Source organism: Pseudohongiella sp. (assembly GCF_011050365.1).
In the GTDB taxonomy this organism is placed as follows: Bacteria; Pseudomonadota; Gammaproteobacteria; order Pseudomonadales; family Pseudohongiellaceae; genus Pseudohongiella.
On sequence record NZ_DRFV01000016.1, the window covers coordinates 116,464 to 141,502 of the forward strand.

General features: G+C 57.7%; 21 protein-coding genes. 16 read left to right on the forward strand and 5 right to left on the reverse strand.

Features of this window, described 5'->3' with window-relative positions:
- Positions 1-31: 31 nt before the first annotated feature.
- Positions 32-2,110: a primosomal protein N' gene (locus ENH71_RS13645; protein ID WP_294134253.1), complete on the reverse strand. Its 2,079-nt coding sequence runs from the start codon at positions 2,108-2,110 to the stop codon at positions 32-34.
- A 215-nt stretch (positions 2,111-2,325) separates the two neighbouring features.
- On the opposite strand from ENH71_RS13645, the gene ENH71_RS13650 reads away from it, so the two are divergent.
- Together ENH71_RS13650 and rpmE are read left to right on the forward strand one after the other, a co-directional pair.
- A complete protein-coding gene (locus ENH71_RS13650) occupies positions 2,326-2,661 on the forward strand; it encodes a chorismate mutase (protein ID WP_294134256.1) in 336 nt (111 codons plus the stop codon).
- A gap of 152 nt (positions 2,662-2,813) precedes the next feature.
- A complete protein-coding gene (gene rpmE, locus ENH71_RS13655) occupies positions 2,814-3,026 on the forward strand; it encodes a 50S ribosomal protein L31 (protein WP_294134261.1) in 213 nt (70 codons plus the stop codon).
- A gap of 128 nt (positions 3,027-3,154) precedes the next feature.
- On the opposite strand, the gene ENH71_RS13660 is transcribed toward rpmE, so the two are convergent.
- Complete coding sequence (locus ENH71_RS13660; protein ID WP_294134265.1) at positions 3,155-5,602, reverse strand: penicillin-binding protein 1A; 2,448 nt, start codon at positions 5,600-5,602, stop codon at positions 3,155-3,157.
- 157 nt (positions 5,603-5,759) lie between these two features.
- Between ENH71_RS13660 and pilM the strand changes: the two genes are divergently transcribed.
- From pilM to ENH71_RS13705, 9 genes are all read left to right on the forward strand, one after another.
- On the forward strand, positions 5,760-6,716 hold the full coding sequence (gene pilM / locus ENH71_RS13665) for a type IV pilus biogenesis protein PilM (RefSeq protein WP_294134268.1): 957 nt from the start codon (positions 5,760-5,762) through the stop codon (positions 6,714-6,716).
- Positions 6,716-7,315 (forward strand): PilN domain-containing protein, encoded by a 600-nt coding sequence (locus ENH71_RS13670; protein WP_294134271.1) that lies wholly within the window; start codon positions 6,716-6,718, stop codon positions 7,313-7,315. The genes pilM and ENH71_RS13670 overlap by 1 nt, the downstream gene beginning before the upstream one ends.
- Positions 7,312-8,172, forward strand: a complete 861-nt coding sequence (locus tag ENH71_RS13675) for a hypothetical protein (RefSeq protein ID WP_294134274.1) — start codon at positions 7,312-7,314, stop codon at positions 8,170-8,172. Before ENH71_RS13670 ends, ENH71_RS13675 begins: the two co-directional genes overlap by 4 nt.
- Positions 8,169-9,473, forward strand: coding sequence for a type IV pilus secretin PilQ (pilQ, locus tag ENH71_RS13680; protein ID WP_294134277.1), 1,305 nt, complete (start codon positions 8,169-8,171; stop codon positions 9,471-9,473). The genes ENH71_RS13675 and pilQ overlap by 4 nt, the downstream gene beginning before the upstream one ends.
- 116 nt (positions 9,474-9,589) lie before the next feature.
- The gene (gene aroK, locus ENH71_RS13685) at positions 9,590-10,132 is read left to right on the forward strand and encodes a shikimate kinase AroK (protein ID WP_294134279.1); all 543 of its coding nucleotides are present in this window, start codon (positions 9,590-9,592) and stop codon (positions 10,130-10,132) included.
- 68 nt (positions 10,133-10,200) lie between these two features.
- Positions 10,201-11,298 carry a 3-dehydroquinate synthase gene (gene aroB / locus ENH71_RS13690; RefSeq protein WP_294134281.1) on the forward strand — a complete coding sequence of 366 codons (1,098 nt, stop codon included), beginning with the start codon at positions 10,201-10,203 and terminating at the stop codon, positions 11,296-11,298.
- A 61-nt stretch (positions 11,299-11,359) separates the two neighbouring features.
- Positions 11,360-12,424, forward strand: a complete 1,065-nt coding sequence (hemE, locus tag ENH71_RS13695) for a uroporphyrinogen decarboxylase (RefSeq protein ID WP_294134283.1) — start codon at positions 11,360-11,362, stop codon at positions 12,422-12,424.
- Entirely contained in the window at positions 12,396-12,905 is a 510-nt protein-coding gene (folK, locus tag ENH71_RS13700) for a 2-amino-4-hydroxy-6-hydroxymethyldihydropteridine diphosphokinase (protein ID WP_294134285.1), read from the forward strand. Before hemE ends, folK begins: the two co-directional genes overlap by 29 nt.
- Positions 12,906-13,003: 98 nt before the next feature.
- The gene (locus tag ENH71_RS13705; protein WP_294134290.1) at positions 13,004-13,888 is read left to right on the forward strand and encodes a hypothetical protein; all 885 of its coding nucleotides are present in this window, start codon (positions 13,004-13,006) and stop codon (positions 13,886-13,888) included.
- Between the two features lie 153 nt (positions 13,889-14,041).
- On the opposite strand, the gene ENH71_RS13710 is transcribed toward ENH71_RS13705, so the two are convergent.
- Entirely contained in the window at positions 14,042-14,815 is a 774-nt protein-coding gene (locus ENH71_RS13710; protein WP_294134293.1) for a ComF family protein, read from the reverse strand.
- A 194-nt stretch (positions 14,816-15,009) separates the two neighbouring features.
- Here ENH71_RS13710 and bioB point away from each other — a divergent pair, with 194 nt between their 5' ends.
- Positions 15,010-16,062 (forward strand): biotin synthase BioB, encoded by a 1,053-nt coding sequence (gene bioB, locus ENH71_RS13715; protein WP_294134296.1) that lies wholly within the window; start codon positions 15,010-15,012, stop codon positions 16,060-16,062.
- A 218-nt stretch (positions 16,063-16,280) separates the two neighbouring features.
- Positions 16,281-18,071, forward strand: a complete 1,791-nt coding sequence (locus ENH71_RS13720) for an acyl-CoA dehydrogenase C-terminal domain-containing protein (RefSeq protein ID WP_294134299.1) — start codon at positions 16,281-16,283, stop codon at positions 18,069-18,071.
- A 51-nt stretch (positions 18,072-18,122) separates the two neighbouring features.
- Here ENH71_RS13720 and ENH71_RS13725 read toward each other — a convergent pair whose 3' ends face one another.
- A complete protein-coding gene (locus ENH71_RS13725) occupies positions 18,123-18,851 on the reverse strand; it encodes a DUF3379 family protein (protein ID WP_294134303.1) in 729 nt (242 codons plus the stop codon).
- A 39-nt stretch (positions 18,852-18,890) separates the two neighbouring features.
- The gene (locus ENH71_RS13730; RefSeq protein WP_294134305.1) at positions 18,891-19,463 is read right to left on the reverse strand and encodes a sigma-70 family RNA polymerase sigma factor; all 573 of its coding nucleotides are present in this window, start codon (positions 19,461-19,463) and stop codon (positions 18,891-18,893) included.
- Positions 19,464-19,578: 115 nt separating this feature from the next.
- Here ENH71_RS13730 and dapB point away from each other — a divergent pair, with 115 nt between their 5' ends.
- From dapB to carB, 3 genes are all read left to right on the forward strand, one after another.
- Positions 19,579-20,382, forward strand: a complete 804-nt coding sequence (dapB, locus tag ENH71_RS13735) for a 4-hydroxy-tetrahydrodipicolinate reductase (RefSeq protein ID WP_294134307.1) — start codon at positions 19,579-19,581, stop codon at positions 20,380-20,382.
- A 201-nt stretch (positions 20,383-20,583) separates the two neighbouring features.
- On the forward strand, positions 20,584-21,732 hold the full coding sequence (gene carA, locus ENH71_RS13740; protein ID WP_294134309.1) for a glutamine-hydrolyzing carbamoyl-phosphate synthase small subunit: 1,149 nt from the start codon (positions 20,584-20,586) through the stop codon (positions 21,730-21,732).
- Between the two features lie 33 nt (positions 21,733-21,765).
- Entirely contained in the window at positions 21,766-24,981 is a 3,216-nt protein-coding gene (carB, locus tag ENH71_RS13745; protein ID WP_294134312.1) for a carbamoyl-phosphate synthase large subunit, read from the forward strand.
- Positions 24,982-25,039: the final 58 nt, after the last annotated feature.

Here is a 25,039-nt window from a genome sequence, read left to right on the forward strand (position 1 = left end):
TCCTTTGATGTGGTGACTTGCCCTGAGCGGCTTATATCATATCCTGCGGGTCAACATCGACTGACCAGCGCACATTGCGTTGTGACTTCATCTGTTCCAGTTGCTGGCACAACACTGTCAACAGGTTCTGCAGGTCGGCGCGTTGCGGGCTCCGCAACAACAATTGCTGGCGGTAGCGGTTGGCGCGTTTTTCCATCGGCGCGGGCAGAGGCCCGCTGACTTGCACCTGATGTCCATTGGGCATTTGTGCCAGCAGTTGCTCAATCAGGGAGCGGGCGGCGCCCAGAAACTGTGCCGGGACGGATGCGTTCAGTGCTTCCGCCCGGAGTATCGCCATGGCAGAAAACGGTGGCATGTCCGCGAGTCTGCGTTCACTCAGCAATTGCTCTGCCAGTGCATGATACCCCTGATTGATAAGTGTCTGCAGCGATTGATGTGTGCTGTGTCGGGTCTGGATAAGCACTTCGCCAGCTCTGTCGGCACTATCAGCGCGCCCGGCGCGGCCTGATACCTGCACCAGCAATTGCGCCATAAACTCCTGTCCGCGAAAATCGGCACTGAACAGGCCACTGTCTGCATCAAGTACCGCGACCAGGGTGACGGCCGGGAAATGGTGGCCTTTGGCCAGCATCTGGGTGCCGACCAGGATGCACGGTTCGCCCCGATTGATTTCACTGAGCAAGTCGTCCAACTCATTTTTGCGGCTGGTCGCGTCCCGGTCGACACGGATTACGCGGATGTCGGGAAAGTGACGTTGCAGCAGGGCCTCGCTGCGCTCGGTACCGATGCCCACTGCCAGCATGGCTTTGCCCTGGCATTCGGGGCAGTGCTGGTGCACTGGTTCGCGCCGCTCGCAGTGATGGCAGCGCAAGTGCGGGGGAGTTCGGTGCAGGGTCATGCGGGCATCGCAGTGACGGCACTCGGCGGTCCAGCCGCAATCTCTGCATTGCAGCACCGGAGCAAAACCGCGACGGTTGATGAATACCAGCGCCTGATTGCGCTTGTCGACATGTTGCCTGATGGACTGGAGCAGTGCCGGTGAAAAGCCATCCTCAAGGGTTTGCTGGCCGGTATCTATCAGGCGTGTGACGGGCAGCCGTGCGTTGCCCGGGCGCCGGGTCAGACGCAGGTGCTGGTAGCGTCCCGTCAGGGCATTGTGCAGGCTTTCCAGGCTGGGCGTTGCGGATCCCAGCACAATGGGAATGTTTTCACTTTGCGCGCGAATGACGCCGAGGTCGCGCGCGGAGTAGCGGAAACCGTCCTGCTGCTTGAACGATCCATCGTGTTCTTCATCAATCACAATCAGTCCGGGCCGGGCCAGCGGCGTGAAGATGGCCGACCGGGTGCCGATTACAATATCAGCGTCACCCCGGGCGGCCGCCAGCCAGGCATTCAGGCGTTGTCTTGGTGTCAGGCCGGAATGCATGATAGCGATGGTTTTTTGCGGAAAGCGCTGGCGGAAGCGTGTTACTGTTTGTGGTGTGAGGCTGATTTCGGGCACCAATACCAGTACCTGCCTGCCGCGCGACAATGTCTCACTGATAACCTGCAGGTAGATTTCGGTTTTACCGCTGCCGGTCACGCCGTCCAGCAGAAAACACTGAAACTGGTTGCCCGCGCTGCACACGGCGTCGCGCGCCTGCTGTTGCTCGTCAGTCAATTCACCGTCGCGATCGGGGTGGTCGTGCTCCGATGTGCCGGGCAGTACCTCATCGCTTTTACGTTTTTTGATGCCGGCCTGTGCCTTGCCGCGCAGCCCGGTTGGCATCAACGTGTGCAGGGCATCGCCGATCGGGTGCTGATAATAACGCGCGGCCCAGCACCAGAGCTTCAGCAGATGCGCGGGGATCAGTGAGGTCTGGTCGAGAATTTCGATGGCCGGTTTCAACTTGTCGGCACTGACGTTTGTGGTGTCGCTGACTTCCAGCAGAATGCCGGTCAGTTCCCGATTGCCAAACGGGACGCGCAGACGAATGCCAGGTTCCAGCACCTGCGGAACGGTTGCTCTGTCTGTTGGCAAAGTATAGTCAAAGCTGCGTCGCAGGGGAGAGGGCACTGCCACTCGCAAAATCGCGATCGGGTCTGTTGCGTTGGCGGGTCTGGCTGACATGAAAGCTGGATTCCGGGGCGTGTGAAGTGCTGGCCGACACGCAAATGATCGGGTTCAGGAGCGGATCCGGGAAAGGATCAGGGCAACAAAAACCCGGCGTAAACATTAAGTCCAAGTATAACTGGTTTTAGACTTGGCTGGCTTCCATTATACTGTAGCGCGGTCCGGCGCTTCCGTCTGACCCGGCGGCACCAGAGATCGACCACGGAGTAAGGATGAGCAACAATCAAGAGCAGGGTCATCAAGAGCCCGGCAATGAACTGCTGGCATTGAGAAAGCAGATAGATCGTCTTGATCAGAGTCTGGTGCTACTGCTGGCCAACCGTTTTGCGCTGACACGCAAGGTCGGCGAAATCAAGGCCCGCGCCCAGCTGGAGTCGTTCGATCCCAAGCGCGAGGCGCAGAAGCTGGTGGATATCCGCGATGCCTGCACCCGGCATGAGCTCAATCCTGACATGATGGCGGACATACTGGCGCAGATCATGCGGGAAACCGTAAGCAATCATGAGCGTATCAAGGCGGAAATTGCAAGGTCTATTGCGTCCGGCTGATTCTCTGCTACAATGGCGCCCCTTTTTCCAAAGTCCTGCGGAACAATCCCTTTCCGTAGTTGCTGACTCAGGTATGGTGCCCAACGTTGGCAACCCGGTTCTATCGGGTTGGGCGATGTGGTGGCGATGCCAGTTAAATATGAGGTAATACCATGAAAGCCGATATCCATCCAAAATACCAGGCCATCAAGGCCACTTGCAGCTGCGGTAACGTGATTGAAACCCGTTCCACCATTGGCAAGGACATTCTGGTTGACGTTTGTGCGCAGTGCCACCCGTTTTATACCGGCAAACAGAAGATCATGGACAGTGCAGGTCGTATCGATCGCTTCAACAAGCGTTTCGGCAATCGCACACTGAAGTAATCATTGCCAGCCGATATCGGATAGGCTGCTGCGGCCGACTGTATCAGTCACCCAGCGGCGTAAAAAAATGGCCTTGTCAGCGTAGTGCGACAAGGCCATTTTTTTTGTCTGTTGATAGCTGATTTGGCTTAAAAAATTGTCTCGGTGGACAGGTTTTCGTTGTTATTACGGTTGGAAGAATCTGCCGGGCGGCGGGCGTTATCAGCCGGTGCGGTTTCTGCCATGAATACTTCAAACATGGTATTCGCCTGGCCAGGACGTGCTATTTCACCGGTATCCCGGTCAATCAGGTGATCCACCAGGCCATTGGGTCGGGGCATGATGTTTTCCGGCGTGCCTGCCAGTGCCACTTTCATGAAGTCTATCCAGATGGGCACTGCCACAGTGGCGCCCTGCTCGGCCTCGCCCAGGGCTTCGGGTTGATCAAAGCCAACGAAAACGCTGGTCGCGATGTCGCGGTTGAAGCCGGTAAACCAGACTTCAGCCGGGCCATTGGTGGTGCCGGTTTTGCCCATCAGATCGCGACGTTCAAACTCGCGGTTTACACGACGACCACTGCCTTCTTCGACAACGCTGCGCAGCATCGTGTTCATGATGTAGGCCACCCGGGGATCAGTGACCTGCTCGGCGACCAATGGCGCCAGCTGCTGTTCGGGTAGCGCTTCCCGGTCCTGAATGGCGATATCGCCCTCTCCATTCAGCATCGACTCTGCCCTTACGGATGCGTCTGTGGCTGTTTCTGTGGCCTGTTCGGCACTGCAGTTGTCGCACACGGTGGGTTGACGCGACCGGAACACGACGCCCTCCAGTGTGGTAATAGATTTGATAAAGGTAGGCTCGATGCGGTGACCGCCGTTGGCAATCATGGCGTATCCGGTGGCCATTTGCAGCGGCTGAACATCCTGGCTGCCCAGCGCGACGGTCAGGTCATTGCGTGGAAAGGTATCGGTGTTGAAGCCAAAGCGCGCGGCAAAATCAAACAGTTTACTGGTACCCAGTTGATCATACAGGCGTACGGCCGGCACATTGCGTGAATCCTTGAAGGCGTTGCGCAAGGTGATGGGGCCGACAAAATTGCGCTCAAAATTCTGCGGTCGATATTCGCCACGGGCGAAAGGTGCATCGTTGATCAGTGTTGCCGGGTTATAGCCATCCTCAATCGCGGCGCCATACAGGAATGCTTTGAAACCCGAGCCGGGCGGACGCGATGCCAGTGCCCGGTTAACCTGGCTGTACTGGAAATCGTAGCCGCCAACCAGCGCCAGAATGTCGCCGTTATCAGGCGATACCGACACCAGTGCGCCCTGGATTTCCGGTACCTGACCCAGTTGCAGTTCCCCGCCGGCGCGACGAACCCGGATCAGGTCGCCGACTTCTGCGACATCGCTGGCCTGCTGGGGTGGCGGCCAGGCGTTGTCACGGCTGATAAAGGGACGAGCCCACTCCAGTCCCGACCATTCAATGGTGTGCTCACTGCCATCGCGAAACAGAATATTGAGGCTGCGTTCGTTGACCTCAGTGACGACAGCGGGCTGGTGATTGCCGTAGGTCGGAATCACATTCAGGTCTTGCAGCCAGCGTTCACGCGGATCGGGGCCAACAACCGGCAGTTTCGCTTCAGGGCCGCGGTAGCCATGGCGGCGATCGTAATAGTTTTCCAGGCCGCTGCGCAGGGCGTTGGTGGCGGCGATCTGCATATTGCTGTCAATGCTGGTGACGACCTCGATGCCCAGGCGATAAATATCGTCGCCATAAAGCTCAAAAAGGTCCTGTCTGACCATTTCGGCGACATAGGGGGCATTGACTTCAATGTTGCGCAAATGCCGTTTGGCCTCGATGGGCTCTGCCAGCGCAGCGGCATGCTGGTTCCGGTCAATCATGCCTTGTGCCAGCATTTTGTTGATGACAACGTCGCGGCGAACCTTGGAGCGTTCCGGGTCCGTCACCGGGTTGCAGACTGAGGGGCAGGGCAGCAGCGACACCATGGTGGCGAATTCGCCCAGTGTCATTTCGTCCACAGTTTTGTCGTAGTACACCGCAGCCGCCGCGCTGATGCCGTCTGCACCCTGGCCGAAATACACCAGATTGAGGTACAGCGTGAGTATTTCCTCTTTGCTCAGTTCCTGCTGTATGCGCAGTGCAAAAGGTATTTCCTTGAGTTTCCGGGCGTACACGTTGTCGCTGTCGAAGGAAATATTGTTGGCGAGCTGCATGGTGATGGTGCTGCCACCGCCGAGATTGACGCCACGCAGGAAACCATAAAAACCCCGAACCAGGCCGCGGAAATCGACGCCGGGGTGGGAGTAGAAACGGGAGTCTTCACTGGCGACAACCGCCTGCACCATCAGCGGTGGGATTTCATCGTAGCTGATGGGATCGCGACGAACGCCAATTTCCTCGATCAGTTTGTGATCAGCGGTGAGGATACGAAGCGGCGTTTCCAGTTGTACTTCACGGTAGCTTTCCGCCGACGGCAGTTGTGGCGACAGGTAGAGGTAGGCAGCCGACGCCACCATGAAAATGCCGCTGAGGCAGAATACACCAAACCAGAACAGTATTTTCAGGGTCTTCAGCATAAATGCAATCCCGCTTGGATATGTCAGGTGTCCGGGGCCGGTTCCAGGCCGGACCTGCGGATTATATACCCCATTGACCCGAATATCCTGTGATAAATCCCGGCAGCAGTGCCGGAAATCCGCTACAAAAGCATTATGTCAGCCAGGGAGGGCGGTCATGCTGGGAATTGATATTGGATGCGGTGCCATCAAGCTCGCCGCAATGCATCGGGGGCGCCGGGGCTGGCGCCTGCAGGCATACGCCGTGCAAAACCTGCCGGTTGGCGCAAACGCGGGCGCCGTAACGGATCCTGTGGCGTTGCGCGGCACCCTGATTGCGGCACTGGGAAAGCTTGGGGTCAGATTGCGCGACGCGGCTGTCGCGCTCAACAGTGCTGAAGCGGTTACCCGGACCATCAGACTGGAAGCCGGCCTTACGGATCAGGACATTGAAAACCGGATCGCAGTCGAGGCCGCAGAACACCTGCCGTTTGCGCTTGCTGATGCCAGTTTGGACTTCTGCCGCTTGCCGGCCAATGATGATGTCAACGCTGCGGGTCAGGATGTGCTGCTGGTGGCGTGCCGGCGAGACTGCGTGCAGCAGCGCGTACGTTTACTGACAGAGTTGGGCATTCGGCCGGCTATCGTTGATCTGGATGCGCTGGCCTTGCGCCGGATAGCGGGCGAAACCTCATTGACTGCGACCCAGGTAATGCTGGATCTGGGAGCCAGCGGGTTTCGGCTGCACGCATTCGCCGGCGGACGGTTGTTGTACAGTCGCGCCCATCACCGGGTGCTGTCTGCAGAATGCAGGCAGGCGTCGGTGCAGGACGCGGGGCAAGAGTCGGTGCAAGAGTCGGAGTCAGTGTCGGGACTGATTCAGGAGATCAAACGGGCTATTCAGCTTTTCCTGATCTCAACCGCCTGCAAGGAACCGGTCAACATCGTCGTCGCGGGTGGCCTGGCGCCATCGCCTGGGTTGGTATCGGGTATCTCGACGGTCTGTGGCAGGCCCGTTCGCCTGATCCGACCTCCGTCCGAAGTGATGCCGCATGGTCGCGTTGATCTGTCGCAATGGCGTGCAATGGCGCCACAATTATCGCTGGCATGCGCGTTGGCGATGAGGAGCGGGTGATGCCGGGCGACATTGTACCAGTCATAAATCTGCTGCCCTGGCGTGAAGCCAGACAATTGCGCCGACGCCGGCGGTTCTGCCTGGGGCTGTCTGGCGCCATCATGGTGACGCTGGCCGTCGTTGCCGGCGCCCTGATGTGGGTAACAGCAATGGTGTCCGGGCAAGCTCAGGACAACACCGATCTGCAATCAGTTTTAAGTTCGCTGCAGCAGCGCATTGACACACAGAACACCGTGTTTGCCGGATACCAGAAACAGCAGGCTGATTTCGCCCGCACCAGGCGCTTGCATGCAGCGCGCCTGCAGCAAACCAGAATGCTGACTGAGGTGTCTGCCATGATGAGCCGCGGCCTTACCCTGAGTGGGCTTCGGTATGACCTGTCGGCAGTCCAGTTGCGCGGCACTGCCGGGTCTGCGCAACTTGTCAGTGAGGCGGTGCAGCACCTGCGACACCGGAATGACATCGCCGGGGCCGAGCTGCAGGACCTGGCTCTGGCTGAACCGCCGGATACGATCAGACGCCAGGACTATTCTTATCACATACGCCTGCAGCTGCCCCCGTCCGGCCTTGATTTCATGATACCGGAGGGCGACGGGTGAGGCAGTGGCGAACAACGTTTGCGGACAAATTACCGGCCAGCCTGCGCAGCTTCGACTGGTCTGAGCTGCGTTATGTGTCAGCTTCAGGTTACTGGCCTCTTGCCGTCTACATTGTGGTCTGTGTCGGCAGTGTCGTCCTGGTTCTGCTCGTATCTTGTGTGTTGGTGCTACCGCCCCATATCAACGCCTGGCATGCCACCCGGGCGACGTCTGCAGTGCTTGCTGACGAGCACAGGGCCATGCTGGTGCAGATTGCCTCTAACGCCGCCAGGAACCTCAGCATTGCCAGCCGTTGTCCGCATTGCCCAATTCTGCACGAACGCCTGAGGCCTGCCGGTCCCATGCCTGTTGTTGTGGACCGTTTGCAAGAAGCTGCGGCGTTGCGCGGCATCACGGTGTCCGCAATGCGTCCGCAGCAATTGTGGCGACAGACATCTGTGCAGGCGTTTGGGATTGAACTTCAGGTTCACGCAGATAACGCTCAGCTGCTTGGCTTCCTTCGCGACATCAAAAATATGCATGTTGCTCTGGCACTGACACAGGCTGACTGGCAGCTGGCCTCGTCGCAGGCACAGATGACGTTGTTTCTGCTGGTCGACAGCAACAGTGCCAGTCCGATCGTTGATGACGTCATTGCTGCCGGCAACAGGGTCCGGTTCACAGGCAAAGTTGATGCGGGTGGGCAAGGGAGCAGTGGCAGTGACTGGCAGCGGGTTGCCTACATTCAGCGCGGCAACCGTTATCTGGAAGTGCAGCGTGACGCGCGGGGTGAGATGCGACGGCGTTCAGGTGAGTTGGTGCAAGATGGCGGGCATCAACAAATCAACGTGAGCTTAAGGCCGGGGGTGAGGCGATGATTCTGCGAAGCCGGGGCCGCAGGATTCTGCAGGTATCCGGGTTATCGTGTTGTGCGTGGTTTTTTATGCTGTCGGCGCTCGCGGCCGGGGTTACGCCGGTCAGCATCGAGTTCGACGATATGGACCTGCGCGCTGCGATACAGATTCTTGCTGATGAGATGGGGCATGAGCTGCTACTCGACGAATCGGTCAACGGCAGCATAACCCTGCACCTTGAAGAAACATATCCGTTGCCGGCGCTTGAACGGGTGCTGGCGTCTCACGAGTTGAGCATGCGTTGGCGCGGAGATCTGCTGCACGTTGCGCCACCGGCTGTGTTTCTGGCCCGGGACGCGGAAGCGCAGCGGGTGCAGGAAGCGATGGCGGCATTACAGACCGAGTACATGCAGATCAATTATGCGGATGTTGCAGTGATTCGGGCACTGGTCACTGGTGAGTCAGACGCAACCGGTGGCTTGCTGTCAGAGCGCGGCTCGGCAAACATGGACGTCCGGACCAATACGCTGATTGTGCGCGATATCGAGGCTCGCCTGGAGGATGTCAAGGTGCTGCTGGATGAGTTGGACGTACCTGTTCGACAGGTCCTGATTGAAACCCGCATCGTGAGTGCTGCCACCGAAGTCGGACGGGAATTGGGCGCACGCTGGGGAGCCTTCAGCGGCGTCCGCGAACCGACAGCTACCGACCCAGGCGATGATACTCAGAGTGTTGTTGCTGGCCGGACAGATAGTGGGTTCAGATTTCTGGCTGATCATCGCCGGCCCACCACCGTTGCTGCCAATCTGGTTCGTCGCCGCCTGTTGCTCGAACTGGAGTTGTCCGCGCTGGAGAATTCCGGGCAGGCGGAGCTGATCGCACGGCCGCGGGTCACAACCCAGGACAATGTGCCAGCCAGCATTCGCTCAGGGGTACGGATTCCCTATCAGGCCCAGGCCGGTGGCACGGCGGGGGGATCCATCACCGAGTTTGTCGATGCGGTGCTGTCACTGGATGTGACGCCGCTGATAACCCCGGATGGCCGTATTATCATGCAGTTGGGTATCCGCCAGGATTCGGTCGCGTCGGGCAGCGGTGATATCCCGGCCATCAACACCAATACGGTCAATACCCGGGTTCTGGTCAACAATGGTGACACGCTGGTATTGGGTGGTATATTTCGCGACGAGAAAACCCGTGAAGAGATCCGGACTCCGCTGCTGGCTGATGTGCCGTTGCTGGGGCGGCTGTTCCGGCGTTCGCAGCAGGCGGCCAGACGCACGGAGCTGCTGATATTCATCACCCCGCAAATAGTTTCGCCCTGAGTCCGGTCAGGTCCCAGATGGCACTGTCATGCCGCTTTTTACTTGAGTTTTCCCGCGCAGACGGGTTAGATTGCGCCCTTAAATTTGCAACCGCCCGCCAAGGATACCCGACCACCATGCAGCAGAGCGCCAATCTTTACCTGATCGGCCCCATGGGGGTTGGTAAAAGCACGATCGGGCGGATGCTGGCGGCCGCGCTGGACAGGCCGTTTTTTGACTCTGACCGGGAGATTGAAGCGGTCACGGGGGCAGATATTCCATGGATTTTTGACGTTGAAGGGGAAGCCGGGTTTCGTGTGCGTGAAGAGCGCATGATTGATATCCTGACCCAGCGCGAGGGCATTGTGCTGGCAACCGGCGGAGGTGCCATCCTGTCGCCACGCAGTCGCGTCAACCTCAACAGTCGCGGCACGGTGGTTTATCTGAAAGCGTCAATTGCGCAGCAATTTGACCGCACCAGCAAAGACCGCAACCGCCCGCTGCTACAGACGGCAGATCCTTTGTCACGGATACGCGAATTAATGAAAATACGCGACCCCCTCTATACCGAGACCGCTCATATCACGGTTGACACCAGTCGCCGTGGCCCACGTACTGTCGTTACCGAGATATTGCGTCGTGTGAGTGAATACGAAGCGCCGGGCCTGTCCGACGAATAGGGCCTGATGCCCGAATCGCCGCCGGCCTGAAAAGTCAGCGACCTGAACTCAATACGGAAATCGATTGAATGCTGAAACTTGATGTTGATCTGGGAGAGCGCAGCTACCCCATTTTTGTCGGACCGGGCCTGCTGGCGCAATCCGGCATTCTGAACCAGTACATTAAAGGTTCACGGGTGCTGGTGGTGACCAATGAGGTTGTGGCGCCGCTCTATCTGGACACGCTGATCGCGACGTTGCAATCCGTCGGCAATGTGCAGGTGGATGCACTGGTATTGCCCGACGGCGAGCACACAAAAACGCTGGCGACGCTGCAGCTCATCTACGACGAGCTGCTCGGCAAACGCCACGAGCGTAGCACTACCCTGATTGCCCTGGGCGGCGGCGTGACGGGTGATATCACCGGCTTTGCGGCGGCAACCTATCAGCGCGGTGTCAACTTTATCCAGGTGCCGACCACTTTGCTGTCTCAGGTGGACTCCTCTGTCGGTGGCAAGACCGGGGTGAATCACCCACTGGGCAAAAATATGATCGGCGCGTTTTATCAGCCGCAGTGTGTATTGGCTGATATCGACGTGTTGTCGTCATTACCGGTGCGTGAATTGCAGGCTGGCCTGGCTGAAGTGATCAAGTACGGCTTGCTGGGCAACGCCGAATTCCTGCTCTGGCTGGAGCAGCATATTGAAGCCTTGCTGGCAGGAGATGCGGATTTGCTGACGCAGGCGGTTAAAATCTGCTGCGAAGAAAAAGCCCGGATTGTAGCGGCCGATGAGCGCGAAGGCGGCATGCGGGCGCTGTTGAATCTGGGGCATACCTTTGGTCATGCGATTGAGGCGGCCATGGGTTATGGCAACTGGCTGCATGGTGAGGCAGTTGCTACGGGTATGGTGATGGCAGCCGACCTGTCCCGGCGCCTGGGCTGGATCAGTGCCGATGATGCCACGCGCACGCGCGATCTGCTGGCACGAGCCGGCCTGCCGGTGTGTCCGCCGCCGGAGATGACCGCAGACCAGTTCAGGTCCCTGATGTCTGTCGACAAAAAAGTCCAGTCCGGCAAAGTCCGCTTCATTCTGTTGCGCCGCCTGGGTGACGCTGTCATCGAATCCGATATTGATCCGGCGTTGTTAGAGCAGACCCTGACGGCAGGCGCGGACCTTTGCCGCTAGGTCACACACCTGTGCCGGTTTTGTGTGTAAAATACCGCCTCAACATTGATAGGAGTTGCCTGTGACACCGCTGAAGAACGACAGATTTTTACGAGCATTGACCGGGCAGTCCGTGGATGTGACACCGGTATGGATGATGCGCCAGGCAGGGCGATACCTGCCTGAATATCGCGCCACGCGCAAGGTGGCTGGCGACTTCATGAGTCTGTGCCAGTCGCCGGAGATGGCGTGCGAGGTCACTCTGCAGCCCCTGCGTCGCTACCCCATGGATGCCGCCATCCTGTTTTCCGATATTCTGACCATCCCTGATGCCATGGGTTTGGGTCTGTATTTCTCCGAAGGCGAAGGACCGCGCTTTCGTAAAACCGTGCGTACCGAGCAGGATGTTGAGCAGCTGCCGGTACCGGATGTTGCCCGCGATCTGTCCTACGTTACTGATGCGGTGGCTTTGATCCGGCGCGAACTCAATGGCTCGGTGCCGCTGATAGGATTCTCCGGCAGTCCCTGGACGCTGGCGACCTATATGATCGAAGGCAGTGGCAGCAAGGATTTCCGTCATGCCAAAGAGTTCATGTACAACCATCCGGAGCTGATGCATCAATTGCTGGATAAGCTGGCGCAGACAGTGACCGCGTATCTGAATGCGCAGATCGCGGCCGGTGCCCAGGCAGTGCAGATTTTTGATACCTGGGGCGGCATCCTGTCCACAGGCGCGTATCAGGCATTTTCGCTGCACTACATGAAAAAGATTATCGCGGGCCTTACTCGCGAAGCTGATGGCCGCAAGGTGCCGGTGATCGTGTTTACCAAGAACGGCGGTTTGTGGCTCGATCAGATTGCTGACAGTGGCGCCGATTGCGTAGGCCTGGACTGGACCATCGAAATGGGCCGCGCACGTGCCATGATCGGCGACAAAGTGTCGCTACAGGGTAATATGGATCCGACCATTCTGTATTCGTCTCCGGCTGCCATCCGCTCCGAAGTTGATCGCATTCTGGCGTCTTATGGCGATGGAAACGGCCATGTATTTAATCTTGGCCACGGCATTACGCCGGGAGTTGACCCGGATAATGTGGCGGTCTTTATCGACGCGGTTCATGAGCTGTCAGCCCAGTACCATCGTTGAGCTGGTCGCGCGCTACGGCCCCGAGGGGCTTAGCGCCGACCGCTTGGCGATCGTATCGTTGGGCGCCAACCTGCCATCTCGTGTCGGCCCTGCCCGGGTCACGTTAGTGCAGGCAGCGCAAAGGCTGTCGGCGCTCAGTGTCTGGCCGGTCGTGCTGTCGCCTATCATTGAGACCGAGCCGGTAGATTGCCCGCCGGGCTCACCGTCGTTCTGCAATGCGGTGGCGGTGCTGGATCCGGGCGAGGCACAAACACCGGAGCAGTTGCTGTGTGAGCTGCAGGCAATAGAAACTGCGTTCGGACGCGAGCGCAGTGGCCAGATCAACGAAGCCAGGGTGCTGGATCTGGATCTGATCACCTATGGTGATCAGCACCGTGATACGCCAACACTGACATTGCCACACCCGCGGGCGGCGCAGCGGGATTTTGTGTTGCAGCCGCTGGCTGTGATCTGGCCCGAATTCCGGCTTTCCGACCCTTGATACTGGGTTTGAAGTATGTATACTGAGCTGCTCTATTAGGGCTTTTCCCGATAAAAATCAAAACTCATCAAACACAAGAACGAACCGAAAACAAACAGATGAAAAAAGTCGGCCCACATATCGTCAGTCTTCTGCTGGCCCTGAGCGCACTGATGGCAACAATGCCCTCGGCGCTGGCGCAGCAATCGGCAGGCGAGCAGTCTGATCAGAGCATGTTTTTCAGCGCTGCGCGGTCGATCTCGAACAGTGTTGGCCAGTGGCTGGGTTTCGGCATTCAGTCGGCGGCAGCAACCGACGCCGTGCAGGTCAGCGTCAACAGTCAGGACATCGTGGTGCCGGATTCATTGCTGGAAGCCTTTCCCGCGCTGAGTTCTGCGGATGACGTCCTGCATTCCCTGGATTTCAGCGGCAAGCGCAATTTCCTGGCTACCGACACTGCCGCGCCGCAGGAACTGGATCTGAATGCGTCCTACATTTGGGAATCGCCCCGGTTCGGGCAATTTATTCTCAGCACCAATACAACCTATATTTACAATCCCGGCCATGGTGATGTCGCGCGCGAGTCGACGGGCAGCCTCGCGGCGTCTGACAAAGGTGCTGCCGGGTTTGGCTTGTCAGCAACAGGCATATCCCCGGGCTTGACTCCCGAGCTACAGAGCAGCCTTACATTTACCTGGCAGATGGGCAATCACACGGCGACTGCTGTCACCAGCTATGTGGATGGTCTGGAAACCTTTGGCAAACTTGGCAATGATGCGCTTAACATCGAACAACTTAATGAGTTGATGGGTGAGATTGCAACGCTGGACCTGAGCTATGGATACAATGTCAAAGCCGGCCGCCAGGGCAATGCCTCGATTTCTGTCGGTTTGCGCAGTCAGATCGATAGTCGCCAACTGACACCGGCCATCAACCCGGCTGCTTCCCGGCTGCTCAATACGCCCGAACGCATGGCCTACGGTACAATCAAGTACCAGTTCTGATTCGCTGTTTTTCCTCTCTGCCGATTTCATGTCAGGCCAATCCGGTTCATCCTTTCAGCTCTCCTCAATAGGTGTCATCGCTGCCCGCCAGCAGCCTGTGCCAGCAAGCTGTGTGTACCCGTCAGCCAGCATGACTGGAATGGTGCATGTTTTTCAGGATTCCGGTTGCTGATTGCTGCGGGCCAGTGCCCACACATCGATTCTGGTCGCGCCGCTGTCGCGCAGAACTGCGGCCATGGCCTGCGTTGTTGCGGTGGTGGTAACAACGTCATCAATGATGGCAAGGCGCCTGCCGACTGCCAGCTCAACGCCTGTCCCGGGTCTGAAAGTACTCTTCATATTAAGCAGCCGCTGTGTTGCATTGAGGCCACGTTGCGAGGTGCCGGGCTGGCGCGCACAGCTGTTCTGCAGCACGGGTATGCCGGTGCGCCGGGACAGGCGCCGGGCGAGCAACAGGGCCTGGTTAAAACCACGTATGCGCAGGCGCGAAGGGTGCAAAGGGACGGGTAGCAGAAGATCCGGCCATGGCGTTGCCGTATCAAGGTGATGTCGCACAAAGTGCTCGATAAAGCAGTTGGACAGAGCGCGAAACTCGACAAACCCGGCGTGGTCCTTGATGCGTCGAATCATGGTCGAAACTGGCGGTTCGTAGGCAAATGTGCAGTGACAGCGCGTGAAATTGGGTGATTGATGGCTACAGCGCGGACACAGTGACCTTGCAGTGCCACCTGTGTCTGCAGTTGCAAGCGCCGGATTGACTGTTAGGGCTCCGGTCAGTGCCACCCCGCAAAAATGGCAGCCCGGAGGCTGCCAGGGCAGTTCTTCTTCGCATGGCGGGCAGAAGCCGCGCCGCCATGCCGGTAAGGCGAGACACACCAGGCAGGGCGTTGCCAGCATCGCACTGGTGACATTTCTCCAACGTTTCATGTGACGACTCATACTGTGTTGTGCAATCCTGTAGTCAACCAGATATTGTTTTTGAAGTTGACAATGATTTGTGCTGGCTTAGAATGTCATGTCTCCAAACGGGCATCGTCAACATCCATAGTGCGCGGCGTCCATTCTTCTATTTTAGCAGCAGGGTCACCGCCCGGTTCTGCAATACATCCCGGGATCCCATCATGAATCAAGATACCGCCGATATCCGACACGACTGGACACGAAAACAGGTACAGACCCTGTTTGAGCAGCCTTTTATGGATCTGCTGTATCAGGCGCATACCGTGCATCGTGCGCATTTTGATGCCAGTCAGGTACAAATGAGCACATTGCTGTCCATCAAGACCGGTGCCTGTCCTGAGGACTGCAAATACTGTCCGCAAAGTGGCCATTACAATACCGGGCTGGCGAGGGAGAAATTGCTGGCGGTTGCCAGGGTTGTCGAACACGCCAAAGCCGCACGTGACAACGGAGCGGCGCGCTTCTGCATGGGGGCCGCCTGGAAACATCCCTCGGACAAGGATTTTCCGTATGTGCTGGATATGGTTCGCCAGGTCCGGGCACTGGGGCTTGAGACCTGTATGACGCTGGGCGCCTTGTCTGATGAGCAGGCCTCTGCGCTGGCGGAGGCGGGACTGGATTACTATAACCACAATCTGGACACCTCGCCCGAGTACTACGGTGAGATCATCACCACCCGAACGTACCAGGACCGCCTGGATACGTTGGGCCGGGTCCGTGATGCCGGTATGAAAGTGTGCAGCGGCGGTATCGTGGGTATGGGCGAAAGCGCCGGTGACCGCTACGGCTTGCTGCAACAGCTGGCCAATATGCCGTCCCACCCTGACAGTGTGCCCATCAATAACCTGGTCAAGGTCAAGGGCACGCCGCTTGATAATGTGGATGATCTGGATCCGTTCGATTTCGTGCGTACCATCGCGGTCGCCCGAATCATGATGCCCGCGTCTTACGTACGCCTGTCTGCGGGTCGGGAGGCGATGAACGAACAAGTCCAGGCGCTGTGTTTTTTTGCGGGTGCCAACTCGATTTTTTATGGTGAAAAACTGCTGACCACGCCATTGCCTGAAGAGAGCGCTGATCTGGCGTTGCTTGCGCGGCTGGGTCTGCGGCCAGAGCGCCGGCACGAGCAGCAACCGACGTCAGAAGCAGCAACAGTGAAGCAGGCCTTGTCGACAGCGCGCTCTGACGACCCGCGCTTTTACGCCGCCGTGTGATGCGTTGCCGTCAGGTGCCGCGAGATATGGCGCCAGCGGCGGTACTCTGTCTGGGCGAACTGCCCGGACCGCCGACGCAGGCGCCGGATGACTCCGCGCTGCATCTGGATCTGGTCCGATTTTTCGCGTCTGGCGTATAGTTGACGTTAACGTCAACTGCCGGTAATTTAGGCATCCAATCCAATCAAGTTCGCTGTTCGTGCAGCCGGAGTCTGACTGTGTCTGATTACAAAGCCCCTGTCCGGGATATGAAATTCGTGTTGAATGAAGTACTGGCCGCTGACAAGCTGCTGGCAACCATGCCGGGAACCGAAGAAGTCAGCGAAGACCTGATCAATTCAGTGCTGGATGAGGCGGGCAAGGTGGCCGAATCACTGCTGGCGCCTCTCAACCGGAGCGGCGACGAAGAAGGCTGCCATTTTGAGAACGGTCAGGTGACTACGCCAGCCGGCTTCCGTGACGCCTATAAGACCTTTGCCGAGGGCGGCTGGATCGGTCTGGCCGGCGATCCGGCTTATGGTGGTCAGGGCATGCCCAAAATGCTGGCGGTGTGCTTCGAGGAAATGATCATGGCCGCCAACAGCTCACTGGCGCTGTATGCGGTCCTCAGCGCCGGCGCCTCGCTGGCGCTGGCCAGACACGGCAACGAGGAGCTAAAGCAGGCATACCTGCCGAAACTCTATGATGGCAACTGGAGCGCCACCATGTGTCTGACTGAGCCACATGCCGGTACGGATCTGGGTATTATCAAAACCAGGGCAGTGCCGCAGGCTGATAGTAGTTACCAGCTCACCGGCACCAAAATCTTCATCACCGGCGGTGAGCACGACCTGACCGACAACATCATTCATCTGGTGTTGGCCAAACTGCCCGATGCGCCGGCCGGTCCGCGTGGCATATCGCTGTTTCTGGTGCCCAAATTCCTGCCGGATAGCAATGGTGACGCGGGCGAGCGCAACGAGGTGAGCTGCGGCTCCATCGAGCACAAGATGGGCATTAAAGGCTCCGCCACCTGTGTGATTAACTTTGATGGTGCCACCGGCTATCTGGTCGGGGAGATCAACAAAGGCCTGGCCTGCATGTTTACCATGATGAACTACGAGCGTCTGACCATTGGTCTGCAGGGCCTGGGATTGGGTGACGCCTCCTATCAGACCGCCGCTGCCTATGCCAGGGATCGCCTGCAGGGTCGTGCGGCGACCGGTCCGGTGGCGCCGGAAAAAACGGCTGACCCGTTGCTGGTGCATCCCGATGTGCGTCGCATGCTGCTTACCATGCGTGCCAATACCGAGGGTGCGCGGGCCTTGGCGATGTATGTTGGTAGCCAGTTGGATGTTGCCTATTTTCATCCGGACGAGGCAGCGCAAAAGCGCGCCGCCAAGCTGGTCGCGCTGTTGACGCCGATTGCCAAGACAGCGTTCACAGACAAGGGGTTTGAGGCCTGTGTGCTGGGCCAGCAGGTGCTGGGTGGTCACGGTTATGTGCGTGAATGGGGCCAGGAACAGCATGTGCGTGATGCCCGCATTGCGCAGATTTATGAAGGCGCCAACGGTATCCAGGCGCTGGATCTGATGGGCCGAAAAGTGGTGTTTGACAAGGAAGGTCTGTTGGATGTGCTGGTCGACGAAATCAGTGATTACGTCAAGGCAGAACAGAACGGGCGCGCGGCGCCGTTTGTTGCCACGTTGAGGCAGGCGCTGGATTGTCTGGTATCCACCACGGCCTGGATCCGTGATGCCAGTGCCGATAATCCCAATGAAGTGGGCGCTGCCTCAGTGGCCTATCTGGAACTGATGACGCTGATTCTGTACTGCTATATGTGGGCAAGAATGGTGTCTGTCGCCAGTGAGGCGCTGGATAATGGCGCCAGCGACAAGGACTTTTACAACGCCAAGATACAGGTGGGTTGCTATTTCCTGGATCGCCTGATGCCAAGATACAAGTCGCTGGCGGAGGAAATAAAGGCAGGTAGTGATGTGGTGATGGCGTTGGACGCGGCGCTGTTCTGAGCCCTTGTACTTTTGCAGTCGCCGCAGCGCTTTAATGCGCTGCGGCGCTAGTCAGATAGACCATTCGATGTTTTCGCGCAGCGCCTGCTCGTAGCGGCCCAGGACTTCGTTTTTCTCGCCGATGACAGCCATGTTGCCGTCGTCAACCGGAATGATACGGCCGTGAAAACGCTCGTCGCGCAGCTCCACGCCACGACTGACCGGCGCGGTTCTGATAAAGATGATAGAGATCGGACCGTGCTCGCCGCGGGCGACCAGATGTGCGCTACGCGAGCCGCCAACGCCGCAAAGTCTGGCAAATATCATGTGCATCGCTGCCAGGTCGTCGGATGACTTCAGGGACGTGCCCGACGCTGTCAAAATAGCTTCGACCTGGCTCCAGCTAATATCGCTGCCATTGTCGTAGCTGGTCTGGTAATCGGAGGCCTCCTCATGCAGATGCTCAACCACTTCATCGTGCAGCGCCAGATCCTGGGCGCTAAGCCCGGGCTGGAGAAACAGGTTCAGAGTCAGCCCCGCTGCCACTACCACGCTGGCGGCCAATGCCACCAGGCTGCGTTTGCGCAGCGGTGATGCCGGGCGGGCGTGCTGATTGAGTCTGTGTTTGAGTCCGGCGGGGATGTCGACGGCCATCAGGGTGCGTTGCAGGTCCTGTTCGAACTCGTGGAGTTCGCCCAGCAGTCGGCGTCGTTCGGGGCTGGCATTAGCCGCCGCTTTGAAGTCTTCCTGCTCATCAAGCGGGTTACTGAAGGCGCGCGTGCGAAATTCCAAATCATCCATCGTGTGAGAGGCTCTTGGCTGTCAATATTTTTATAGGGGTCAGTCTGTTATTTTATCTGTCAGGTCTTCGCCCGCATCGTCTGTATCGGCTTCAGGCGCCAGAATATTCTTCAGTTTGTTGCGTGCCCGGAACAGCCGCGTCATTACCGTGTTGTTATTAAGATCGAGTATGTCGGCAATTTCTTTCCCGCTGAAGCCACCAATTACCTGCAACAGCAATGGATCGCGGTAATCCTTGTCCAGCCGCATGATGGCCTGATGCAACTCCACCTGCTTTTGCTTGTGATCTGGTTCGGCTGTGCCTTCTTCAGCGACCGCCACATCGTCAATATCTACCAGCTCGGGGCGGTATCTCTCGTACTGTCTGGCGTTTTCCCGGCGCAGAATTGTGAACAGCCAGGCTTTGGCAGCTTTCTGATTCTGCAGGCTGTCGAATGAACGCCACGCACGCAGGAAGGTTTCCTGCACGAGGTCTTCGGCCATACCTTTATTTCGCGTCAGCCAGTAGCCGTAGCGGAAGACATCCTGATACAGCTCATCGACCAGCGCTTCGTAGCGCTTGCGTCTGTCGATATCGCTGTTGTTGCGTCCATTGACCGGTGATTTGCTCATTTTGTTTCGTGTTGGCGTCCTGTTTCGGGAGTCCTGTGTTCTGTTGGTTCATTGCGATAACCGTTATACTCGCATATTTTGCAGTACCTGATCAGCAATAAGTGGCAAATTACCTATGATTCGAGTAGCAATTGCTGGCGTCGCCGGCCGGATGGGCAAAACTTTGGTGCAGGCCGTGGTGGACAAGGGCGCTGACGCCTGCGTGGCTGCCGGGACAACGCTGGCCGATGACCCGCAGGCCGGGCAGGATATCGGTTTGATCGCTGGCACCGGCCCGCTGCAGGTTGTCGCCTCCACGTCACTGGACAGCTGTGGCGATGCCTTTGATGTGCTTATCGATTTTACGTCTCCTTCAGCAACGCTTGCCCACCTGGACTGGTGCCGTCAGCAGCGCAAGGCCATGGTGATAGGTACTACCGGTTTTACGGCGGCCCAGAAGCAGCAGATCAGTGACGCAGCAGTCGACATTCCGGTGGTGTTTGCCCCCAATATGAGCGCCGGCGTCAATGTCAGTCTGCGTCTGCTGGCATTGGCCGCCAGGGCCATGGGTGACGATGTTGATATCGAAATCGTGGAAACCCACCACCGTCATAAGAAGGATGCACCGTCAGGCACCGCATTGCGCATGGGCGAGGTGATCGCGGATGCTCTGGGCCGCAATCTCGATGAGGTTGCCGTGTACGGTCGTGAAGGCATTACCGAAGAGCGTGATCGCCAGACCATTGGTTTCGCCACGATCCGCGCGGGTGACGTAGTGGGTGATCACACCGTGATTTTTGCCGGTAACGGTGAGCGTCTGGAAATCACCCACAAGGCCAGTAGTCGCATGACCTTTGCCAGCGGTGCCGTGCGCGCTGCCATCTGGCTGGGAGGCAAACCGGCCGGGCTGTATTCCATTGATGATGTGCTGGGTTTGTGAGCCGTTCGTAAACGGCCTGAAAACAACGTGTAAATGGAGTGTGAGTGCCGTTTCGGCGTAGACCTCAGCGAGGTTATCCCGTACAATTACGCCTCAGTATGATTAACACTGAGCACAACACCAGACAGCACACCCAAAAGCGGAATGAGAGAGAGCTTTCATTCCGCTTTTTTTCGCCTGTCTACTATCCGGGAGATCACATTGAATAATCCAGCAGTTCTGGCCCTTGAGGATGGCAGCCTCTTCAAAGGCAAGGCTATCGGTGCCCTGGGTCTGGCCAGCGGAGAGGTTGTTTTTAATACAGCCATGACCGGCTACCAGGAAATCTTGACCGACCCGTCCTACGCACGACAGATTGTCACGCTGACCTACCCTCACATCGGGAATACCGGCTGCAATGCCGAAGATAACGAGTCTGACCGTGTCTGGTCTGCGGGCCTGGTGATTCGCAACCTGTCGATGACGGTAAGCAACTGGCGCAGCGAGCAGTCACTGGAAGAATTTCTGCAAGCACAGAATGTCGTTTCCATTGCCGAGATTGACACCCGTCGCCTGACACGTTTGCTGCGCGAAAAAGGCCCGCTCAATGGCTGTATTCTCAGCGGTGAAGAGCTGGCACAAAAGGGCGAGCAATACGCGATCGAACAGGCCAGGGCTTTCCCGGGCCTGAAAGGCATGGATCTGGCGAAAGAAGTGTCCACAAAAACAAGCTATGAGTGGACGCAGGGCGAATGGCAGCCGCTGGGTGTCGGTTACCCGGACATGGCCCACGAGAAACCCTTCCATGTGGTGGCCTGGGACTATGGCGTCAAACGCAATATTCTGCGCATGCTGGCGCAGCGCAATTGCAAAGTGACTGTGGTGCCCGCGCAGACTCCGGCGTCAGAGGTGCTGGCGATGAACCCGGACGGCATTTTCCTGGCCAACGGCCCGGGTGATCCCGAGCCTTGCGACTACGCAATCACCGCCATCAAGGCGGTGCTGGAAACTGATATTCCCGTGTTCGGTATCTGTCTGGGTTGTCAGTTGCTGGCGCTGGCCTGCGGCGCACGCACGGTTAAAATGCAGTTGGGTCACCATGGCGCCAACCACCCGGTGCAGAATCTGGACGACGGCACGGTGTTGATCACCAGCCAGAACCACGGCTTCGCGGTTGACGAAGAATCGCTGCCGGCCAATTTGCGTGCTACCCATCGCTCACTGTTCGACGGTTCCCTGCAGGGCGTTGAGCGCACGGACAAGCCGGCCTTTGCTTTTCAGGGACATCCCGAGGCGAGCCCCGGGCCGCACGATATTGCGCCCCTGTTTGACAAATTTGTTGCTCTGATGGAAAAACGCGCCGCGCGCTGATCCGGCCAACCCACACACAGACACGGTTAAGTTATGCCAAAACGTACAGATTTAAAAAGCATTCTGATCATTGGTGCCGGGCCTATTGTTATCGGTCAGGCCTGCGAGTTTGACTATTCCGGTGCCCAGGCCTGTCAGGCGCTGCGCGAAGAGGGCTACCGGGTCATACTGGTCAACTCCAATCCGGCAACCATCATGACCGATCCGGCGATGGCTGATGCCACCTATATCGAGCCAGTTACCTGGCAGATCGTCGAGAAAATTATAGAAAAAGAGCGTCCTGACGCCATTCTGCCAACCATGGGCGGGCAGACCGCGCTGAACTGTGCTCTGGATCTGGAGCGGCACGGGGTGCTGGCGAAATATAACGTCGAGATGATCGGTGCCCGCGCCGAGTCCATCGACAAGGCGGAAGATCGCGAGCTGTTTGATGACGCGATGAAAGCCATTGGCCTGGAAACACCGCGCCACGGTATTGCCCGTAATATGGATGAGGCCTTTGCAGCACTCGATCTGGTGGGTTTCCCCTGTATTATCCGGCCATCATTTACCATGGGCGGCAGTGGCGGTGGTATTGCCTACAACAAGGAAGAGTTTGTTGAGATCTGTACCCGTGGTATGGAGCTGTCACCGACCAACGAGCTGCTGATTGATGAATCTCTGATCGGCTGGAAAGAGTACGAAACTGAAGTAGTCCGTGACAAGAATGACAACTGCATCATTGTGTGTACTATCGAAAATTTTGATGCCATGGGTGTGCATACCGGTGACTCCATCACGGTAGCGCCGTCACAGACGCTGACCGACAAGGAATATCAGATTCTGCGTAATGCCTCGATTGCGGTGTTGCGTGAGATCGGAGTGGAGACCGGCGGTTCCAACGTGCAGTTCGGCATGTGTCCAAAAACCGGTCGTATTGTTGTTATTGAAATGAACCCTAGGGTGTCCCGCTCCTCGGCGCTGGCCTCCAAGGCCACCGGTTTCCCGATTGCCCGCGTTGCCGCCAAGCTGGCTTGTGGTTTCACCCTGGATGAGCTGAAAAACGAGATTACCGGTGGTGCAACCCCGGCTTCGTTTGAGCCGACCATTGACTATGTGGTCACCAAGATCCCGCGTTTCACCTTTGAAAAATTCCCGGAAACCGATGACCGTATCACCACGCAGATGAAGTCAGTGGGTGAGGTCATGGCGATTGGCCGTACCTTCCAGGAGTCATTGCAGAAAGCTTTGCGCGGACTGGAAGTGGGCATCAGCGGCTTTGACCCGATTCTGGACACCGGCGTCAGCGATGCCATGGACACCCTGCGCGGCGAACTGATGGACGCTGGCAGCGATCGCATTCGTTATATCGGTGACGCTTTCCGTCAGGGCTGGTCGGTGCCCACGGTAGCTGAAATGACCGGCGTTGATCCCTGGTTCCTGACCCAGATCGAAGACCTGATTCAGGACGAGATGCGCATCAGCGAAATGACACTGAAGGATCTGGACAAAGACACCCTGTATGGCCTGAAGCGCAAAGGGTTCTCCGATTCGCGGCTGTCGGCGCTGCTGAATGAGCCTGAGCATAAGGTGCGCGAGCATCGCCATGCTGTTGGTGTGCGCCCGGTCTACAAGCGGGTGGATACCTGCGCTGCGGAGTTCGAGTCGGCGACCGCCTACATGTATTCAACCTATGAAGAAGAGTGTGAGTCAAAGCCCAGTGATCGTAAAAAAATCATGGTGCTGGGTGGCGGACCCAACCGTATCGGTCAGGGTATCGAATTCGACTACTGTTGTGTGCATGCTGCGCTGGCCATGCGCGAAGACGGTTACGAGACCATTATGGTCAACTGTAACCCGGAGACCGTGTCTACCGATTACAATATTTCCGATCGCCTGTACTTCGAGCCGGTGACGCTGGAAGATGTGCTGGAAATTGTTGCGCTGGAAAAACCGGTGGGTGTGATTGTGCAGTTCGGCGGCCAGACACCGCTTAACCTGGCGGAAGGGCTCGAGCAGGCCGGTGTGCCGGTGATTGGCACCAGTGCCGACGCCATCGACCTGGCCGAAGACCGGGAGCGCTTCCAGAAAATGATCCAGAAACTGGGCCTGAAGCAGCCTCCCAACTGTATCGTGCGCAGTGTCGAGCAGTGTATTACCGAAGCTGAAAAGATCTCCTATCCGCTGGTGGTTCGACCCTCTTATGTACTGGGCGGGCGGTCAATGGAAATTGTTTACAACAAGGAAGAACTGAATCGTTATATGCGCACGACCGTGAAGGTCGGCAACGACAGCCCGGTGTTGCTGGACTATTTCCTTAACGCAGCCATCGAGATTGACGTGGATCTGGTCAGTGATGGCAAGCAGGTTGTGGTCGGTGCGATCATGCAGCATATCGAGCAGGCGGGTGTTCACTCAGGTGACTCGGCCTGTTCGTTGCCGCCATATAATCTGTCTGCCGAAGTACAGGACAGGATTCGCGAGCAAGTGACTGCTCTGGCCAAAGAACTGAATGTGGTGGGCCTGATGAATACGCAGTTGGCGTATCAGGACGGTGAGCTTTACATTATTGAGGTCAATCCGCGCGCCTCGCGAACAGTACCCTTTGTGTCCAAGTGCATCGGGGTGTCGCTGGCGAAAGTGGCCGCTCGCTGCATGGCTGGCACCTCCCTGGCGGAGCAGGGCTTCACAAAGGAAATCATACCTAAAACCTTTGCTGTGAAAGAAGCGGTATTCCCGTTCAACAAGTTCCCGGGTGTTGACCCGATTCTGGGGCCGGAAATGAAATCCACCGGCGAAGTGATGGGGGTGGGTGAGACATTTGCCGAAGCCTTCTCCAAGTCCCAGCTTGGTGCCGGTGAAGAAATCGCCAAAAGTGGCAATGTGTTTATCAGTGTGCGTGATGCCGACAAACCCAGGGTGGCCGGGATTGCACGGCACTTTCATGAACTGGGTTTCTCTGTGGTCGCCACGACCGGCACCGCCGCCATCATTGAAGCAGCCGGGCTGCCGGTGACGCGGGTGAACAAGGTGATGGAAGGGCGCCCGCACATCGTGGATATGATCAAGAACGATGAAATTGCCCTGATTGTAAACACAACTGAAGGCAAGCAGGCGATAGCGGATTCCTCAACAATCCGCCGCACGGCCTTGCGCCACGACGTGTTCTGCACCACAACTCTGGCCAGCGCCAGTGCCGTTTGTGAGGCGCTGCAGTTTGGTGATAACCTGTCTGTCTATACCATACAGGAGCTGCATGCGCGTCTGTAACCGGCGCCCATCGGGCGGGTCTGGACAAGTCTGCCGATTATCCGCATGATATGGTTTG

Excerpts from the sequence above, each read along its gene's own strand:
- ENH71_RS13645 (WP_294134253.1), bottom strand. The coding sequence starts at position 2,110 with ATGTCAGCCAGACCCGCCAACGCAACAGACCCGATCGCGATTTTGCGA.
- ENH71_RS13650 (WP_294134256.1), top strand. The coding sequence starts at position 2,326 with ATGAGCAACAATCAAGAGCAGGGTCATCAAGAGCCCGGCAATGAACTG.
- rpmE (WP_294134261.1), top strand. The coding sequence starts at position 2,814 with ATGAAAGCCGATATCCATCCAAAATACCAGGCCATCAAGGCCACTTGC.
- ENH71_RS13660 (WP_294134265.1), bottom strand. The coding sequence starts at position 5,602 with ATGCTGAAGACCCTGAAAATACTGTTCTGGTTTGGTGTATTCTGCCTC.
- pilM (WP_294134268.1), top strand. The coding sequence starts at position 5,760 with ATGCTGGGAATTGATATTGGATGCGGTGCCATCAAGCTCGCCGCAATG.
- ENH71_RS13670 (WP_294134271.1), top strand. The coding sequence starts at position 6,716 with ATGCCGGGCGACATTGTACCAGTCATAAATCTGCTGCCCTGGCGTGAA.
- pilQ (WP_294134277.1), top strand. The coding sequence starts at position 8,169 with ATGATTCTGCGAAGCCGGGGCCGCAGGATTCTGCAGGTATCCGGGTTA.
- aroK (WP_294134279.1), top strand. The coding sequence starts at position 9,590 with ATGCAGCAGAGCGCCAATCTTTACCTGATCGGCCCCATGGGGGTTGGT.
- aroB (WP_294134281.1), top strand. The coding sequence starts at position 10,201 with ATGCTGAAACTTGATGTTGATCTGGGAGAGCGCAGCTACCCCATTTTT.
- folK (WP_294134285.1), top strand. The coding sequence starts at position 12,396 with ATGAGCTGTCAGCCCAGTACCATCGTTGAGCTGGTCGCGCGCTACGGC.
- ENH71_RS13705 (WP_294134290.1), top strand. The coding sequence starts at position 13,004 with ATGAAAAAAGTCGGCCCACATATCGTCAGTCTTCTGCTGGCCCTGAGC.
- ENH71_RS13710 (WP_294134293.1), bottom strand. The coding sequence starts at position 14,815 with ATGAAACGTTGGAGAAATGTCACCAGTGCGATGCTGGCAACGCCCTGC.
- bioB (WP_294134296.1), top strand. The coding sequence starts at position 15,010 with ATGAATCAAGATACCGCCGATATCCGACACGACTGGACACGAAAACAG.
- ENH71_RS13725 (WP_294134303.1), bottom strand. The coding sequence starts at position 18,851 with ATGGATGATTTGGAATTTCGCACGCGCGCCTTCAGTAACCCGCTTGAT.
- ENH71_RS13730 (WP_294134305.1), bottom strand. The coding sequence starts at position 19,463 with ATGAGCAAATCACCGGTCAATGGACGCAACAACAGCGATATCGACAGA.
- dapB (WP_294134307.1), top strand. The coding sequence starts at position 19,579 with ATGATTCGAGTAGCAATTGCTGGCGTCGCCGGCCGGATGGGCAAAACT.
- carB (WP_294134312.1), top strand. The coding sequence starts at position 21,766 with ATGCCAAAACGTACAGATTTAAAAAGCATTCTGATCATTGGTGCCGGG.